Annotated in this window: 14 protein-coding genes and 1 riboswitch; of the genes, 7 read left to right on the plus strand and 7 right to left on the minus strand. The window is 44.3% G+C overall.

What is annotated here, in order from left to right; all coding sequences use genetic code 11:
* Positions 1–88 precede the first annotated feature (88 nt).
* A complete protein-coding gene (argF, locus tag BTO30_RS03365) occupies positions 89–1042 on the minus strand; it encodes an ornithine carbamoyltransferase (protein WP_075397307.1) in 954 nt (317 codons plus the stop codon).
* 154 nt (positions 1043–1196) lie between these two features.
* On the opposite strand from argF, the gene BTO30_RS03370 reads away from it, so the two are divergent.
* The 5 genes from BTO30_RS03370 (at position 1197) to BTO30_RS03390 (ending at position 9379) form a co-directional block, all read left to right on the plus strand.
* Positions 1197–1700, plus strand: coding sequence for an acyl-CoA thioesterase (locus tag BTO30_RS03370; protein ID WP_075397308.1), 504 nt, complete (start codon positions 1197–1199; stop codon positions 1698–1700).
* A 194-nt stretch (positions 1701–1894) separates the two neighbouring features.
* On the plus strand, positions 1895–2902 hold the full coding sequence (mreBH, locus tag BTO30_RS03375) for a rod-share determining protein MreBH (RefSeq protein ID WP_075397309.1): 1008 nt from the start codon (positions 1895–1897) through the stop codon (positions 2900–2902).
* 321 nt (positions 2903–3223) lie between these two features.
* Positions 3224–3326: riboswitch (SAM riboswitch) on the plus strand.
* A gap of 84 nt (positions 3327–3410) precedes the next feature.
* A complete protein-coding gene (locus BTO30_RS03380; RefSeq protein WP_075397310.1) occupies positions 3411–5270 on the plus strand; it encodes a bifunctional homocysteine S-methyltransferase/methylenetetrahydrofolate reductase in 1860 nt (619 codons plus the stop codon).
* Positions 5251–8691: a methionine synthase gene (gene metH / locus BTO30_RS03385; RefSeq protein WP_075397311.1), complete on the plus strand. Its 3441-nt coding sequence runs from the start codon at positions 5251–5253 to the stop codon at positions 8689–8691. Before BTO30_RS03380 ends, metH begins: the two co-directional genes overlap by 20 nt.
* A gap of 487 nt (positions 8692–9178) precedes the next feature.
* On the plus strand, positions 9179–9379 hold the full coding sequence (locus BTO30_RS03390) for a cold-shock protein (protein WP_046181114.1): 201 nt from the start codon (positions 9179–9181) through the stop codon (positions 9377–9379).
* A 178-nt stretch (positions 9380–9557) separates the two neighbouring features.
* Here BTO30_RS03390 and BTO30_RS17350 read toward each other — a convergent pair whose 3' ends face one another.
* From BTO30_RS17350 to queF, 5 genes are all read right to left on the minus strand, one after another.
* Complete coding sequence (locus BTO30_RS17350) at positions 9558–9731, minus strand: hypothetical protein (RefSeq protein ID WP_169829347.1); 174 nt, start codon at positions 9729–9731, stop codon at positions 9558–9560.
* Between the two features lie 282 nt (positions 9732–10013).
* Positions 10014–10499, minus strand: a complete 486-nt coding sequence (locus tag BTO30_RS03395; RefSeq protein ID WP_075397312.1) for a carbonic anhydrase — start codon at positions 10497–10499, stop codon at positions 10014–10016.
* A gap of 11 nt (positions 10500–10510) precedes the next feature.
* Positions 10511–11518 (minus strand): sodium-dependent bicarbonate transport family permease, encoded by a 1008-nt coding sequence (locus BTO30_RS03400; protein WP_075397313.1) that lies wholly within the window; start codon positions 11516–11518, stop codon positions 10511–10513.
* Between the two features lie 86 nt (positions 11519–11604).
* A complete protein-coding gene (locus BTO30_RS03405) occupies positions 11605–11967 on the minus strand; it encodes a Na-translocating system protein MpsC family protein (RefSeq protein WP_075397314.1) in 363 nt (120 codons plus the stop codon).
* 279 nt (positions 11968–12246) lie between these two features.
* Positions 12247–12744, minus strand: a complete 498-nt coding sequence (gene queF / locus BTO30_RS03410; RefSeq protein ID WP_075397315.1) for a preQ(1) synthase — start codon at positions 12742–12744, stop codon at positions 12247–12249.
* Between the two features lie 76 nt (positions 12745–12820).
* Between queF and BTO30_RS03415 the strand changes: the two genes are divergently transcribed.
* Both BTO30_RS03415 and BTO30_RS03420 read left to right on the plus strand, forming a co-directional pair.
* Positions 12821–13141, plus strand: a complete 321-nt coding sequence (locus BTO30_RS03415) for a thioredoxin family protein (protein ID WP_075397316.1) — start codon at positions 12821–12823, stop codon at positions 13139–13141.
* Positions 13142–13193: 52 nt separating this feature from the next.
* Complete coding sequence (locus BTO30_RS03420) at positions 13194–13769, plus strand: beta-class carbonic anhydrase (protein WP_075397317.1); 576 nt, start codon at positions 13194–13196, stop codon at positions 13767–13769.
* Positions 13770–13789: 20 nt separating this feature from the next.
* Here BTO30_RS03420 and acsA read toward each other — a convergent pair whose 3' ends face one another.
* Positions 13790–15508 carry an acetate--CoA ligase gene (gene acsA, locus BTO30_RS03425; RefSeq protein WP_143331900.1) on the minus strand — a complete coding sequence of 573 codons (1719 nt, stop codon included), beginning with the start codon at positions 15506–15508 and terminating at the stop codon, positions 13790–13792.
* Between the last annotated feature and the right edge of the window lie 80 nt (positions 15509–15588).

Here is a 15588-nt window from a genome sequence, read left to right on the forward strand (position 1 = left end):
AAAGGGATCAGCCATTCTCCAATAACGGCTGAAGTTAAGTAATGTATAGCGTCCAGCTGTTCTCCTATAACGGCTGAACAAGTTTTCTTTATTTTTTCATCAAACTGTATAAAACCGCTTTTTGCGCATGCATCCGGTTTTCAGCCTGCTGAAACACGACAGACGCTTCCCCGTCCATCACGCCGGCAGATACTTCTTCCCCGCGGTGCGCAGGCAGACAATGCATAAACTTGCACTCCTCGTTTGCTGCTGCAAACAATGTTTCATTAACCTGATACGGTTCAAACGCTTTCAAGCGCAGTGCGGACTCCTCTTCCTGGCCCATGCTCGTCCAGACGTCCGTATAAATGAAATCAGCACCTTTTACCGCTTCAAGAGGATCTTCCGTAAACGCAAGTACAGCGCCGGTCTGTGCCGCAATCTCCTGCGATTTTTTAATGACTTCCGCATCCGCTTCATAGCCTTTCGGAGCCGATAACGTAAAGTCCATTCCCATCATAACCGAACCGATCATAAGGGAGTGTGCCACATTATTGCCATCGCCGATATAAACCATTTTATTTCCTTTAAAGCCGCCTTTGTGCTCGTAAACAGTCAGCAAATCAGCAAGCGCCTGGCACGGATGATATAAGTCTGTCAGTCCGTTAATAACCGGAATGGATGCCGCATCCGCCAGCGTTTCAATGCGGTCATGGCCATGTGTGCGGATCATAATGCCGTCCAGGTAGCCCGACAGCACTTTTCCCGTATCTTCAATCGTTTCCCCGCGCCCAATCTGCAGGTTCTCTGAGCTTAAAAACATGCCGTGTCCGCCTAATTGAAGAATGGCCGTTTCAAATGAGACGCGCGTTCTTGTTGAATTTTTTTCAAAAATCATGCCAAGGATCTGTCCCTTTAAGGCATCCATATATTTTACTTTATGTTTTTTCATATCGTCAGCAAGCAAGATGAGTGCCTGCACTTCTTCAATGCTGAAGTCGAGAAGCTTCAGGAAATCTTTTCCCTTCAAATCAAGCTCCTTCATTTGTTCCTTCGTCATCATGAAAGTCACCCCGACGTGTCGTCACCTTTGTTATACTTTATATTTATACACCATAAAGAATGAAAATACAACCATTTTCTTAATTTATTTATGCAAATCTTTATGGTAGCGATTTCATTTAGTATACTAATATGTGGAAGGAAAAGGTGATGAAATGAAAGAAACAAAACGAATGCAGGATACAATTGCTGTGAAATCGGCTCAGGTCTTCCCGCCGGATACCAATTATTATGGTACTCTTTTTGGCGGAAAATTGATGGCTCATATCGATGACGTTGCTTCCATCTCAGCGACGCGCTTCGCCCGTAACCCCACCGTTACGGCATCAACGGATTCTGTTGATTTTTTGCGTCCGATCAAAGTTGGGGATACGGTCACGCTTAAAGCAATGGTCACTCATACAGGACACTCCAGCATGGAAGTGTTTGTCCGCGTAACATCCGAGAATCTCGTGACCGGTGATGAAGAAGTCGCTGCGATCTCGTTCCTTACCTTTGTAGCGCTCGATGAAAACGGAAGGCCCGTTGAAGTAGCCGATGTTATACCGGAATCCGAAGAAGAAAAATGGCTTTTTGACACGGCGCCAGCCCGTGCAGCATACCGAAAAACGAGAAAAGATCATAGTAAAGAACTAGCATTATTCTTCAAAAAAATATGACATTAGACCTTCTTTGTTCATGACAAAATTTAAATTTTCGTAACAGCGGCCGTTCTTTTCATTGAAAGAACGGCTTTTTGTCTTGTCACAGCTGTAATAAAACAACATTCATCTTTTTGTCCCATGTACACCCGTTCTTTTTCTTACTTATACTGAACGAAGGCAAAAAAACGCCGTTTGGAGGAATGGATATTATGTTAGGACAAGCAGAGCTTGGAATCGATCTGGGGACAGCAAATTTGCTCGTTTACAGTAAAGATAAAGGCATTATTTTAAACGAACCTTCTGTTGTGGCCCTGGATATGAATACGAAAAAAGTACTGGCCGTCGGCACGGATGCAAAGGAAATGATCGGAAAAACACCTGGACGCATCGCTGCGGTACGTCCGATGAAAGATGGAGTCATCGCCGACTTTGATGTTACAGCCGAAATGTTAAAAGAATTGATGAAAAAAGCCGGAAAAGCCGCGGGATTCACGATTCGGAAGCCGACTGTCGTTGTATGTACGCCGTCCGGTGCGACCGGTGTGGAACGCCGAGCCATTCAAGACGCAATTAAATCAAGCGGTGCGAAAACCGTTCATTTAATTGAAGAACCTGTTGCCGCAGCCATCGGAGCTGATTTGCCGGTCGAGGAACCGATTGCGAACTTGATCGTTGATATCGGCGGCGGCACGACAGAAGTAGCGATTATTTCATACGGCGGTGTTGTTTCATGCAACTCGATCCGTCTTGCCGGTGATAAATTGGACGAAGACATTGTGCAGTATATTCGCAAAGAATACAATTTATTAATCGGTGAACGGACAGCTGAAAATGTCAAAATGGAAATTGGCTATGCACCGATCGACCACGCAGAAATGAAAATGGACGTGCGCGGACGCGACCTCGTGACCGGTCTGCCTAAAACAGTTGAAGTCAGCTCGTATGAAATTCAAAAAGCAATACGTGAATCACTGCTTGCGATACTGGAAACGATCCGTGTCACACTGGAATCTTCGCCTCCTGAATTGAGCGGGGATATCGTTGACCGCGGCGTCGTTATAAGCGGCGGCGGCTCCCTTTTAAACGGCATACAAGATTGGCTGGCTGAAGAAATCATCGTACCGGTCCACCTCGCACCGAATCCGCTTGAATCCGTCGCAATTGGAACGGGACGCTCGCTTCATGTGCTGAAAAAATTGCAAAAAGTGACCTCTTAATAAAGAAGGCTGTGAACATTCCGTTTGCAGCCTTTTTATATGCAGGAAAGGTGATTTTGACGATATCGACATGATTCCCTAAATTAATGACTTTCGTTCCGCTATAATCTATGATTCATCGGTCTCAAACAACATGTTTTTACAGCTTTTGCATGAAACAGTGTTTTATTTTAAAATTCCCCCATCATTTTGGCTCGCCGAAGCGTGGCCGATTAGCCGAAAAACGTCGATTGATCCGCCTCCATCGTGAAAATTGTTCTTGACTGAACCGTCTTGAAACGATATGATATTTTTAATTATTCATGCAATTTAATAGCCTAATTCTTATCAAGAGAAGCCGAGGGTACTGGCCCGCAGACGCTTCAGCAACCAGCCGGACGGTCAGGTGCTAAATCCAGCAGACGTTAAGTCTGGAAGATGAGAAGGAACGGACAACACATACATGTTGAAAAAGCCTTCTTGCATTCGGGAAGGCTTTTTTTATTACCAATAGAGAGGACGCTGCGCTATGACATTACTTGACAGGCTGAAAACAGACGTGCTCACCGCTGACGGAGCGATGGGCACGCTTTTATATTCATATGGCATTGATTTTTGCTATGAAGAATTAAATACAGAAAAACCAGAAATTATTGAAAAAATTCATAAAGATTACATTAAAGCAGGTGCCGATATTATTCAAACGAATACATACGGCGCCAATTCGATCAAACTTTCCCGTTATGGAATTGAAAACCGGACGCGCGAATTGAATGCGGCGGCGGTTGAGATCGCGAAAAAAGCGGCGGCACCGGGGGGACAATTTGTGCTCGGTACAATCGGAGGCATTCGCGGCATCCGAAAAAGCAGTGCAACAAATGACGAAATTATTGCCTCTGTCCGCGAACAGGCGGAAAGTCTTCTCTCTGGAAATCCGGATGGCCTTTTACTGGAAACATATTATGATTTTGAAGAGCTGTCCGCCTCTGTCCAGCTTTTGCGTGAAATGAGCGATGTGCCAATAATTGCCCAGGTGTCCATGCACGAGCCCGGCGTTCTGCAAAACGGTCTTTCATTAAATGAAGCCTTGCACCGCCTTGAAGGAATGGGCGCGGATATTGTCGGTGTAAACTGCCGTCTCGGTCCGTTCCATACAATTCAAGCATTCGAGGACGTCACGCTGCCGGAAAAAGCATTTTTATCCGCTTATCCAAATGCAAGTCTGCTTGATGTGGAAGACGGCCGGATTGTCTATGAATCAGAAGCGGATTATTTTGGACGCGCGGCTGTGCTTTTACGCAATGAAGGCGTCCGATTAATCGGCGGCTGCTGCGGTACAACACCGAAACATATTGAAGCGGCGAAAAAACGGCTTGCCGGCCTCCCTCCTTTAACTGAAAAGAAGGTGAAAACAAAAAAACCGATTGTTATTCAGGATGCAGCGCCTGTGACAGACATATCCATCTGTGAAAAAGCAAAAACAGAACGCACAGTGATCGTTGAATTGGATACACCAAAAACATTGCTGACAGAAAAATTTATTGAAGGCGCGAAAAAATTGTATGATGCAGGCGTTGATGCCGTCACCATGGCAGACAACTCGCTCGCCTCTCCCCGCGTCAGCAATATGGCGATGGGGGCAACGCTTAAAATGCAGCACGACGTCCGATCGCTCGTTCATATTACGTGCCGCGACCGCAATTTAATCGGCCTGCAGTCACACTTAATGGGGCTTGATGCACTGGGCCTTCACGATGTGCTTGCCATTACGGGCGATCCGACAAAAGTCGGTGATTTTCCCGGTGCGACCAGTGTATACGACGTTTCAAGCCTTGAATTGATTCAGCTTATTAAACAATTAAATGAAGGTATTTCTTTCTCGGGTAAACCGCTGAAAAAGAAAGCAAACTTCTCCGTTGCTGCCGCGTTCAACCCGAATGTGCGTGTATTAGACCGCGCTGTCAAGCGAATGGAGAAAAAAATCGAATGCGGCGCTGATTACTTTATTACGCAGCCCGTTTTTACGAAAGAAAAAATTATCGAGGTACACGAAGCGACGAAACATTTACCGACGCCTGTTTTTATCGGCATTATGCCGCTGACAACGATGCGCAATGCCGAATTTTTGCATAATGAAGTGCCAGGCATTAAATTATCAGATGAAACACTTGAACGTATGCGCGCTTGCGGGGATGATAAAGAAGCTTCCGCGAAAGAAGGCGTTCAAATTGCGAAAGAACTGCTTGATACTGCGGCGGAATTATTTAACGGACTGTATATTATTACACCGTTTTTACGCCATGATATGTCGACTGAATTAATTCACTATATAAATGAATTGGATGCAAAGAAAGAAAGTGGGGCCCTTCATGACTACTCATCAAATTGAGAAAGAACTGCAAAAGCGAATACTTCTGATCGATGGAGCAATGGGAACAATGCTCCAAAACGCGAATTTAACACCGGACGATTTCGGCGGCGAAGATTACGATGGCTGTAATGAAAATTTAGTTATAACACGCCCGGATGTGATTGAACGGATTCACCGTGAGTATTTAGAAGCAGGCGCGGACATTATCGCCACAAATACGTTCGGCGGTACACCGGTCGTGCTCGATGAATACGACCTCGGCCATAAAGCATATGAAATCAATTTACGTGCTGTCCAAATTGCGCGAAAAGCCGCCGATGAATTTTCAACACCGGAATGGCCGCGATTTGTGGCCGGCGCAATCGGTCCGACAACGAAAACATTATCTGTTACCGGCGGCATCACATTTGATGAACTCGTCGATAACTTTGAATTACAGGCGAAAGCGCTGATCGAAGGCGGTTCTGACTTAATTTTAATGGAAACCAGTCAGGACATGCTCAATGTCAAAGCCGGAACGCTTGGTATTCGGCGGGCATTTGACGCCGCGGGCAAAGAACTTCCAGTGATGATTTCCGGAACGATTGAGCCAATGGGAACAACGCTCGCAGGACAAAACATTGAAGCATTTTACATTTCCATTGAACACATTAAGCCGCTTTCGGTCGGATTAAACTGTGCAACCGGTCCTGAATTTATGACGGATCATATCCGTTCCCTTTCTGATCTCGCAACAAGCTATGTGAGCTGTTATCCGAACGCCGGCCTGCCGGATGAAGAAGGAAACTATCATGAGTCACCCGAATCGCTGGCACAAAAGCTGGGAGCCTTCGCGGATAAAGGCTGGCTGAATATTGTCGGCGGCTGCTGCGGTACGACGCCGGAGCACATTCGCGTCATGCGGGAAGCCATCAAAGATAAATCACCGCGCACATCGCCTGAACAGCCGCACGGCCATGCTGTTTCCGGTATTGAACCGCTTTTGTATGATGATTCCATGCGCCCTCTTTTCATCGGTGAGCGTACAAACGTAATCGGATCACGCAAATTTAAGCGGCTGATTGTGGAAGGCAAATTTGAAGAAGCGGCGGAAATTGCCCGCGCTCAGGTCAAAGGCGGCGCACACGTCATTGATATTTGTCTTGCAAATCCGGACCGTGAAGAACTTGACGACATGAAAGAATTTATGAAAGAAGTCGTGAAAAAAGTAAAAGTACCGCTCGTCATTGACTCGACCGATGAAAAAGTCATTGAAGAAGCGCTGAAATTTTCACAAGGAAAGGCCATCATCAATTCTATTAACTTGGAGGATGGTGAAGAACGCTTTGATGCGGTCATGCCGCTCGTTAAGCAGTACGGGGCTGCAGTCGTCGTCGGTACGATTGATGAACAAGGCATGGCGGTAACACGTGAACGAAAGCTGGAAATCGCGATCCGTTCTCATGACCTTTTAGTCGAAAAATGGGGACTTGCCCCGGAAGACATTATTTTTGACCCGCTTGTCTTCCCTGTCGGCACCGGTGATGAACAATACATCGGATCTGCTGTTGAAACGATTGAAGGTATCCGTCTTATTAAAGAGAGATTGCCGAAATGCTTGACCGTACTCGGTGTAAGTAACGTCTCATTCGGTCTCCCTCCTGTCGGACGTGAAGTGTTAAATGCTGTGTACCTATATCATTGCACACAGGCAGGACTTGATTACGCGATCGTCAACACGGAAAAATTGGAACGTTATGCGTCCATTCCGAAAGAAGAAATTAAGCTGGCGGATGATTTGCTGTTCACAACGACAGATGAAACACTTGCTGTCTTCACTGACTTTTACCGTGACAAGAAAAAAGAGAAAAAAGAAGAGGATATCCCAAAAACCGTGCCGGAACGTTTAAGCTACTACGTTGTCGAAGGAACAAAAGAAGGCCTTCTTCCGGACTTGGAAGCAGCCCGCAGTATGTATGACGATCCGCTTGACATTATTAACGGCCCGCTTATGGAGGGGATGGCGGAAGTTGGACGACTTTTCAACGACAACCAGCTCATTGTGGCGGAAGTATTGCAAAGTGCCGAGGTCATGAAAGCATCGGTTGCCTATCTTGAACAGTTCATGGAGAAAAAAGAAGACGATACCGGTAAAGGAAAAATCGTTCTTGCCACCGTTAAAGGGGACGTGCATGATATCGGGAAAAATCTTGTAGATATCATTTTAAGCAACAACGGTTTTAAAGTGATTGATGTCGGCATTAAAGTGACGCCGCAGGCATTGATTGACGTCATCCGGAAAGAAAAACCGGACATGGTCGGCTTATCCGGTCTGCTCGTAAAATCGGCCCAGCAAATGGTGCTGACAGCGCAGGATTTTAAGTCCGCAGACATCGATATTCCGATTCTCGTCGGCGGTGCTGCCTTGTCACGCCGGTTTACCGAGACGAAAATTTCACCTGAATATGAAGGTCCCGTTTTATATGCAAAAGATGCGATGGATGGTCTTGATATTGCGAACCGCCTTCAAAATGCGGATCAAAAATTGGTTCTTCTTCAAGAGCTTGAAGATAAAAAAGAAAAACGAAAAGAAATTGAAGCATACCGGGATGAGAGGAAAGAACAGGCGGTTGCTGTTGCACCGAAACCTGTGAAGACCGTCCGCCAAGACGTACCGGTTCTCGTGCCGCGCGATACACGCCGCCGTGTTTTACCGGATTATTCAATTGCCCATTTGAAGCCGTATGTGAATATGCAGACACTGATCGGCCATCATCTCGGCATGAAAGGCAATGTAAAGAAACTGCTGGAGGAAAACAATGAAAAAGCGGTACAGCTTCACGAAACGGTCAACGGCTTCTTAAATGACGGCGGGTTGAAAACAGCGGCTGTCTATCAGTTCTTCCCTGCGCAGTCTCAAGGTGATGACGTTATCATTTATGATCCGGCTGATGCAAAAACGGAAATTGAGCGGTTTACCTTCCCGCGTCAAACGAAAGAACCGTTCCTATGCCTCGCTGATTATTTAAAATCAGTCGAAAGCGGCGAGATGGATTATGTCGGATTTTTCGTTGTGACAGCAGGGTTCGGTGTGCGTGATGCAGCCATGAAGCTTCGGGAAGAAGGAAAATTCCTCGACAGCCATGCCCTGCAGTCAACAGCGCTTGAGCTTGCGGAAGGATTTGCGGAACGGATTCACCAGGAAATGCGCGACCAGTGGGGCTTCCCGGATCCGGTCGATTTCACAATGCGTGATCGTTTTGCGGCAAAGTATCAGGGACAGCGTTTTTCATTCGGCTATCCCGCTTGTCCGAATCTCGAAGATCAGGAAAAATTATTCGGTCTTTTGAAGCCGGAAGAAATCGGTGTCCGCCTGACAGAAGGCTTTATGATGGAACCAGAAGCATCCGTTTCAGCTATTGTCTTCGCCCATCCAGATGCCCGATATTTTAATGTATAATCATAACAAATCGCGCCGTGTACATTCACGGCGCGATTTTCCCTTTATTTAAGATCTCCCCCCCCCCAAAAAAAATTTCACGTTTTCTTTTCAAAATCTACAACGGCAACATAAGTCCTCTTACAAAGAATGAATCATTGAGAATCCCGAAGCCGAGGACAAACAGCACTTCAATCGGCTATGTCATTAATACCGCAATTGTCGCCGCCAAAATGACATCGGCTGGCTGATTATTTTCATATAATCCCCCTTTTACGGACACACAGGGCTATTTGTTTATTCTTAAACAATTCCGTTTTTTCATCGTGATACTGTTCTTTTTTTCCTTGCATGATAAAAGCAGCTTGCTTTATTTACGGCTTCCTGTTAGGATGAAGAAGAATTATTTTTGTTCGGAAAAGGTTGTTAAGTGATGAACTTTGCATCTGGAAGTATTGAGCAAGGATAGTAACACAATGTGTGCACAGCACACGAGGAGGAAACGCAAATGGAACAAGGTAAAGTTAAGTGGTTTAATGCAGAAAAAGGTTTTGGTTTTATCGAGCGTGAATCTGGAGATGACGTATTCGTTCATTTCTCAGCTATTCAAGGCGATGGCTACAAATCATTGGACGAAGGTCAAGCCGTAACATTTGACGTTGAAGCTGGCCAACGTGGACCACAAGCTACAAACGTAGAAAAAGCGTAATTTTACTTTTTATACACAACAGATTCTCTTTGCAGAGTCTGTTTTTTTTATATGTACCAACGGAAAGCCCCCTGTTTATAAATAAACAGAGGGCAACATCAACATGGATAGTGTAAATGGTATATTGAGTATACCATACTATCTTTTGTATCCCCTAATTAATTTTTCGGCGTGGTAATTACACGCCCATTTTACGGCGTGAATTGCTTACTTTTTTCGTCTGCTGGCTTTTCAATTTTTTCGTTGACGTATCAAAGCTTCCGTTTCCTTTGCCGCCTGATGCCTGCGCTTTTTTCTCCTCCAGCTTTTTCATCATTGCTTCCTGCAATGTCATTTTCTTTTTTTCAGTCATGTTGTATTCCTCCAGAAATCGATTTTCTTTTATACAGTGTATCATTTCTTGTGCAAGGATGCTTCGAATTAAGCTAATTTCATAAATATAATCTGATCAAAGCTGATTATGTAAATGGTTTATAAACTAAACATTTACTAAAGCAAAAAAGACCATATTTCGAAAACATGGTCTTTTCTTTGCTTTAATGTTTCAAACTGCCTTCGCCGAAATTAATGACGTCATAGAAATTTGATACGCAGCTTGATACAAATCATGATTCATCAAGCGGAAGTCCGCCATTCATTCAACAGCCTCAAATTCACCCGTTTCTGCATTTGCAGTAAAACCATAAATAGACAACGTTTTTGGAATTAACGGGTGGCTTTTTAACAATTCGATATTTTCAGTTATAATTTTTTTCACATCCCGTTCTCCTGCCAGCCAACTTGATAGACTGCTTCCAACTGCACCAATATACTCAATGGTTTCGATCGTTTCTTTTGAAATACCGGCTTCTTTCATTTTAGAAAGTATCTCATCTCCGCTAATCATCTGTTCTTTGCTGTCCATCTCTCCGATAAAATAAATTTCTTCTATATTCTCGGCGTACACCGTCATAATAATATTCCTGATCATACAACCGTATGGCTGTGAAATGATCGTTCCAAAGCTCATGGTAATAATTAACTGTTCCGCTTTTTTATTCGTTATGACCGGAAAGAATGGATGTAATTTTTCATTTAAGCCTGTTATAACTAAAGCCTTTTTCTCGTTTGTTTTCTGCATAAGAACCCCTCCTATTGGATCAATTGAGCCATTTCATAATAAACAGGTATTCCGATTATTAGGTTGAATGGGAACGTAACTCCTAAAGCCAAACCTAAATAAACAGATGGATTAGCCTCCGGTACAGATGCTTTTAATGCTGCAGGAGCCGCGATATAAGAGGCACTTCCCGCTAACACCCCCATCAATGTGACGCCGCCTAAAGACAGCCCTGCTAAGTGCCCTGTTATGACACCTATACTTCCAAATAAAACAGGAGTGAATACCCCAAAAAGAAGCAATTTCAGGCCATGTTTTTTTACTTCCGGCAAACGTTGACCTGTCGTTAGACCCATACTCAGTAAGAAAAGAATTAATACGCTGTTGTATAAGTCCATAAACAGCGGTTTTACCATTGGTACAGCTCGTTCCCCAAGAATCAATCCGATGACCAAACTGCCTAACAGCAGCAGGACACTTTTCCCAAACAGGCTTTCTCTAATTACTTCTTTATCAATGAGGCCTACAGGTCTGGAGACAACCCCTACACTTCGCATCGAAAGAGATGATTTATTCTTTTTCTTTTCGATAATCTTTAATAACAATAAAGAAACTAAAATAGCCGGGCTCTCCATAATAACGACAAGAGCATTCATAAATCCTTCGTAGGATATTCCGTTTTTTCCGATGAACGAGATGGCAGCTCCATAAGTGACAATACTGACAGAACCATAGGTGGCTGCTAAACCAATCGAGTTTTTAAGGTCCATTTTCATGAGACGCGTGATATAAAGCGTAATTAACGGAATAGCCATTCCTAGAAATAGTGCACCCATAATTGGTTGAATAACTGATTCAATGGAATAATGAGATAATTCAATCCCGCCTTTTATTCCAATCGCAATTAAAAGATAAATACTCAACGCTTCGCTCAGCCCGCTTGGAAATTTCAAATCTGATTTCACTAAAGCCGCTATAATTCCTAACACAAAAAATAACACGACTGGCGATAACAAATTTTGCACGATGATTTCTGACATGTTCTTTCCTCCTAAGATCTCGTTGCCGGTTTATCTTCAACGAACCAGATGGTTTTTCGAAAATCTCCCTTTTTCATCTATTTTCATTAAATGTTTTTCTCAAAATCATTATATAACTTAAACACCATTACCCGATCGCCGCTAAGTGTGCTTATATCAGTGTGAAAACTTTTCACTTTTTCCCCAGTTAAATTGAAGATAATTTCCTTTAGTCCATCTATGCCTGATTCAATCAAATCAGATCGCATCCTTTTGATTGATAACGCTCCCTCTTTCGTTTCGCAAAGTGCATATTCAGCGGGTGTTAAAATACCACGTAACGTCACAATAATCATATCACGCAAAATATCCGTCTTAACTGATACGGAACCACGTCCAAGAAAGTCTTTCTCCCATTGAGTTAATGCTTTACTGATTTCTGATTCAATAGACCCTTTTGATTTGTTCATCATAATTCCTCCTAACAAAAAAAATCGGTATATTCCCCACCTAGTCTCCTAGGTAAGAAATATACCGATTTATCTTATTTCTTTTCTTCTTATGTTTTATAGGTTGCTTTTTCATACAGTCAATAGAAATGATTAACAGTATGCTAAAGCCTCTAGACAATTAGAAGTTAAAATAAAAATCTCTCGGTTATTAATATTATTTACACTTTAACTGTAATTAAACATTATGTCAATGATTTTTTTGGTCATAATTTAGCCTGTTTTATGAACTACATGATTTTACCGGTTATCGATCTTCTCCGGATACAAGTCATGGTTCATCATCCGGTACTCAGCCATTTTTTCGTACTTCGTGCCTGGACGCCCGTAGTTCGTGTACGGATCGATTGAAATGCCGCCACGCGGCGTGAATTTACCCCATACTTCAATGTAGCGTGGGTCCATGAGTTCCACAAGGTCGTTTAAGATGATGTTCATGCAGTCCTCATGAAAATCGCCATGGTTGCGGAAGCTGAACAAGTACAGCTTCAAGGATTTGCTTTCGACCATTTTTACATCGGGAATGTAGCTGATGTAGATGGTCGCGAAATCCGGCTGCCCAGTCATCGGGCACAATGACGTAAATTCCGGGCAGTTAAATTTCACGAAATAATCGCGGTTTTGATGTTTATTGTCAAATGTCTCTAGGACAGATGGATCGTAATCAAATATATATTTTGTGCCTTGATTGCCGAGCAGTGTAATGTCTTTTAATTCGTCTTCTTTTCGTCCAGCCATGCCGGAGCCTCCTTTAATACCAATTTCTTTTCATTATAGCAGACCCGCTATACAATGAAAAAAAGGAGTGATTCAAATGGAGCCCATCACGTCATACGCGGAATTTTCTGACGTTCTTTTATCAAACGAAGCAGTATTATTATATGTATCCAGTCCCGGCTGTTCCGTCTGCCATGCGCTCTTGCCTCATGTCGAAACATTGCTGCGGGAATTTCCAGACGTGGAAGCGTTTCATGCGGATACGGCCGAATCGCCTGAAATCGCCGGACAATATACCATTTTTACGGCCCCGGCGTTGCTCTTTTTTATCCATGGGAAAGAAATATTTAGAATGGCGCGGTTCGTCCCGCTTGAAGAATTAAAAGAAAACATCACGAGCGCATTAAAAATGATTTGACAAAAAATTGTCACATCATTCAAAATAAGAGTTGTGGAAAGGAGATAGGTACGTGACATTATTGAAAGACATTTTATCGTTTAACGAAACATTTGTAGAAAATAAAGAGTTCGAGAAATTTGCAACGGGTAAATTTCCGGATAAGCGTGTCGTTATTTTGACGTGCATGGATACACGTTTAGTTGAACTGGTAACAGAAGCGATGAACTTCAAAAACGGTGACGTGAAAATTGTCCGCAATGCCGGCGCAATGGTCAATCATCCATTCGGTTCGATTATGCGCAGCCTGCTGGTTGCGGTGTATCAGCTTCAGGCGGATGAAATACTTATTGTCGGTCATCACGATTGCGGTATGGGTTCTCTTTCAAGCGGTGCAATGTTTGACGCGATGAAAGAACGCGGTGTCCAGCAGGAAGTGATCGATACACTCCGTCATGCCGGCATTGATGTCGATCAGTGGCTTCAAGGCTTTAGCAGTGTGGAAGAAAACGTGGCGCATAGCGTGAATATGGTGAAAACACATCCGCTTATGGTTCCTGATATTCCGGTACACGGCCTTGTGATTGATCCCACAACAGGCAAACTCGACCTTGTTGTCGATGGATACAGCAAAGAAGCGGCCCTTTAAGGAACCGCTTCTTTTTCACATTATTCCTCCATTGTTGATAAATCACCCGTCGGCAAACCAAGTTCCCACGCTTTCAACACTCTTCGCATAATTTTGCCTGATCTTGTTTTTGGCATCGATTCACGTACTTCAAACAATCTTGGTGCTGCATGAGCCGCAAGCTTCGTTTTAACGTGCTGGCGAATTTCTTCAAGCAGCTCCTCGCTTTCCTCAAAGCCCGGACGCAGTGTAATAAAGGCTTTGATGACTTCACCGCGAATCGGGTCCGGTACGCCTATCACACCGGCTTCCGCTACCGCAGGGTGCTCAACCAGCTTGCTTTCAACTTCAAACGGGCCGACACGTTCACCCGACGTATTAATAACATCATCGACACGCCCTTCAAACCAGAAATAACCGTCTTCGTCTTTATACGCAGAATCTCCTGTAACAAACCAGCCATTTAAAAAGTAGCTTTCATATTTCTCATCATTGTTCCAGATTTTTCTCATCATCGCCGGCCATACCGGTTTAATGGCAAGGTTGCCCATCCGGTTTGGTGGAAGTTCTTCCCCCTGATCCGAAATGATCGCCATTTCAATGCCCGGCAGCGGCTTGCCCATCGAGCCCGGACGCATTACATTGCATCGAAAGTTCGCACAAACCGATGAACCGGTTTCCGTCATCCACCAGTTATCATGAATGCGCAAATCAAGCGCCTCCGCTCCCCAGCGGATGACTTCAGGGTTGAGCGGTTCACCAGCTGACAAGACGTGACGAAGCTTAGAGAGATCATATTGTTTCGGCAGCTCATTCCCCGAGGCCATCAATAAACGAAAAGCAGTCGGCGCACTAAACCAGACTGTTACCCCATATTTTTGCAGCGTCTCGAACCAGTCTTCCGCTTTAAAACGTCCGCCCCGCAGTACATTCGTCACTCCGTTCAGCCACGGTGACCACATGCCCGCTGACGTTCCGGTTACCCAGCCGGGATCTGCTGTGCACCAGTACACGTCATCCTCATGCAAATCATATGTCCATTTTCCGGCTAAATATTGGTGAATCATTGCATCATGCACCTGCAAAACGCCTTTTGGCTTCCCTGTTGACCCGGATGTATAGTGGAGGACAAGCCCGTCTTCCCGGTCGACCCATTCGATCACGTAATCGGCTGAGTGGCTCAACAATTCATTATATGAAACGAGATGATCACCTGTTAATCCGCCGTCTCCCACAACAATAATCCGCTCAAGTGCCGGCAGCTCTTCAAAAGGAATACGCGATAATAACTCCGGCGTCGTCACAATCGCTTTTGCACCGCTGTCTTCCAGCCGGTCTTTCACTGCTTCTTCCATAAACGCTTCAAACAACGGTCCGGCAATGGCGCCTATTCGGATAATGCCAAGCATGGCAAAATACAGCTCCGGGCTACGCGGCATAAAAATAAAGACGCGGTCCCCTTTTTCAACGCCAATTTTCTTTAACCCGTTACCAAATCGGCACGAATTTTCTTTCATTTCTTCATATGTATATTGCTCATCACGAATGCCATCTGAAAAATAAAGTGCGGTCTTTTCGGCTTTTCCTTCTTCCACATGACGGTCAATCGCTTCATGCACCATGTTTACCCGGCCTGTGCTAAACCATGTAAAGTGTTCAGAAACCTTCCCCCAATCCGCCTCTGTAACCGCTTTCTTATAGTCGCGCAAATTAGCACCGTCCGGCAATGCCGCCATCTCTGTTCCAAATACAACTCCCATCATTGATCCCTCCCTTGTTGTATAACAGCCAATTTCATTATATCACAGTTCGTACGTTAAAAGGATAACGAATATACTTG

The sequence above is a fragment of the Domibacillus antri genome (genome assembly GCF_001936625.1).
Taxonomy (GTDB): Bacteria; Bacillota; Bacilli; order Bacillales; family Domibacillaceae; genus Domibacillus; species Domibacillus antri.

Coding starts and splice junctions, on each gene's coding strand:
- acsA (WP_143331900.1), bottom strand. CDS start 15,508: ATGGGAGTTGTATTTGGAACAGAGATGGCGGCATTGCCGGACGGTGCT.
- BTO30_RS03370 (WP_075397308.1), top strand. CDS start 1,197: ATGAAAGAAACAAAACGAATGCAGGATACAATTGCTGTGAAATCGGCT.
- mreBH (WP_075397309.1), top strand. CDS start 1,895: ATGTTAGGACAAGCAGAGCTTGGAATCGATCTGGGGACAGCAAATTTG.
- BTO30_RS03390 (WP_046181114.1), top strand. CDS start 9,179: ATGGAACAAGGTAAAGTTAAGTGGTTTAATGCAGAAAAAGGTTTTGGT.
- BTO30_RS17350 (WP_169829347.1), bottom strand. CDS start 9,731: ATGACTGAAAAAAAGAAAATGACATTGCAGGAAGCAATGATGAAAAAG.
- queF (WP_075397315.1), bottom strand. CDS start 12,744: ATGGCTGGACGAAAAGAAGACGAATTAAAAGACATTACACTGCTCGGC.
- metH (WP_075397311.1), top strand. CDS start 5,251: ATGACTACTCATCAAATTGAGAAAGAACTGCAAAAGCGAATACTTCTG.
- BTO30_RS03395 (WP_075397312.1), bottom strand. CDS start 10,499: ATGCAGAAAACAAACGAGAAAAAGGCTTTAGTTATAACAGGCTTAAAT.
- BTO30_RS03380 (WP_075397310.1), top strand. CDS start 3,411: ATGACATTACTTGACAGGCTGAAAACAGACGTGCTCACCGCTGACGGA.
- BTO30_RS03415 (WP_075397316.1), top strand. CDS start 12,821: ATGGAGCCCATCACGTCATACGCGGAATTTTCTGACGTTCTTTTATCA.
- argF (WP_075397307.1), bottom strand. CDS start 1,042: ATGATGACGAAGGAACAAATGAAGGAGCTTGATTTGAAGGGAAAAGAT.
- BTO30_RS03400 (WP_075397313.1), bottom strand. CDS start 11,518: ATGTCAGAAATCATCGTGCAAAATTTGTTATCGCCAGTCGTGTTATTT.
- BTO30_RS03405 (WP_075397314.1), bottom strand. CDS start 11,967: ATGAACAAATCAAAAGGGTCTATTGAATCAGAAATCAGTAAAGCATTA.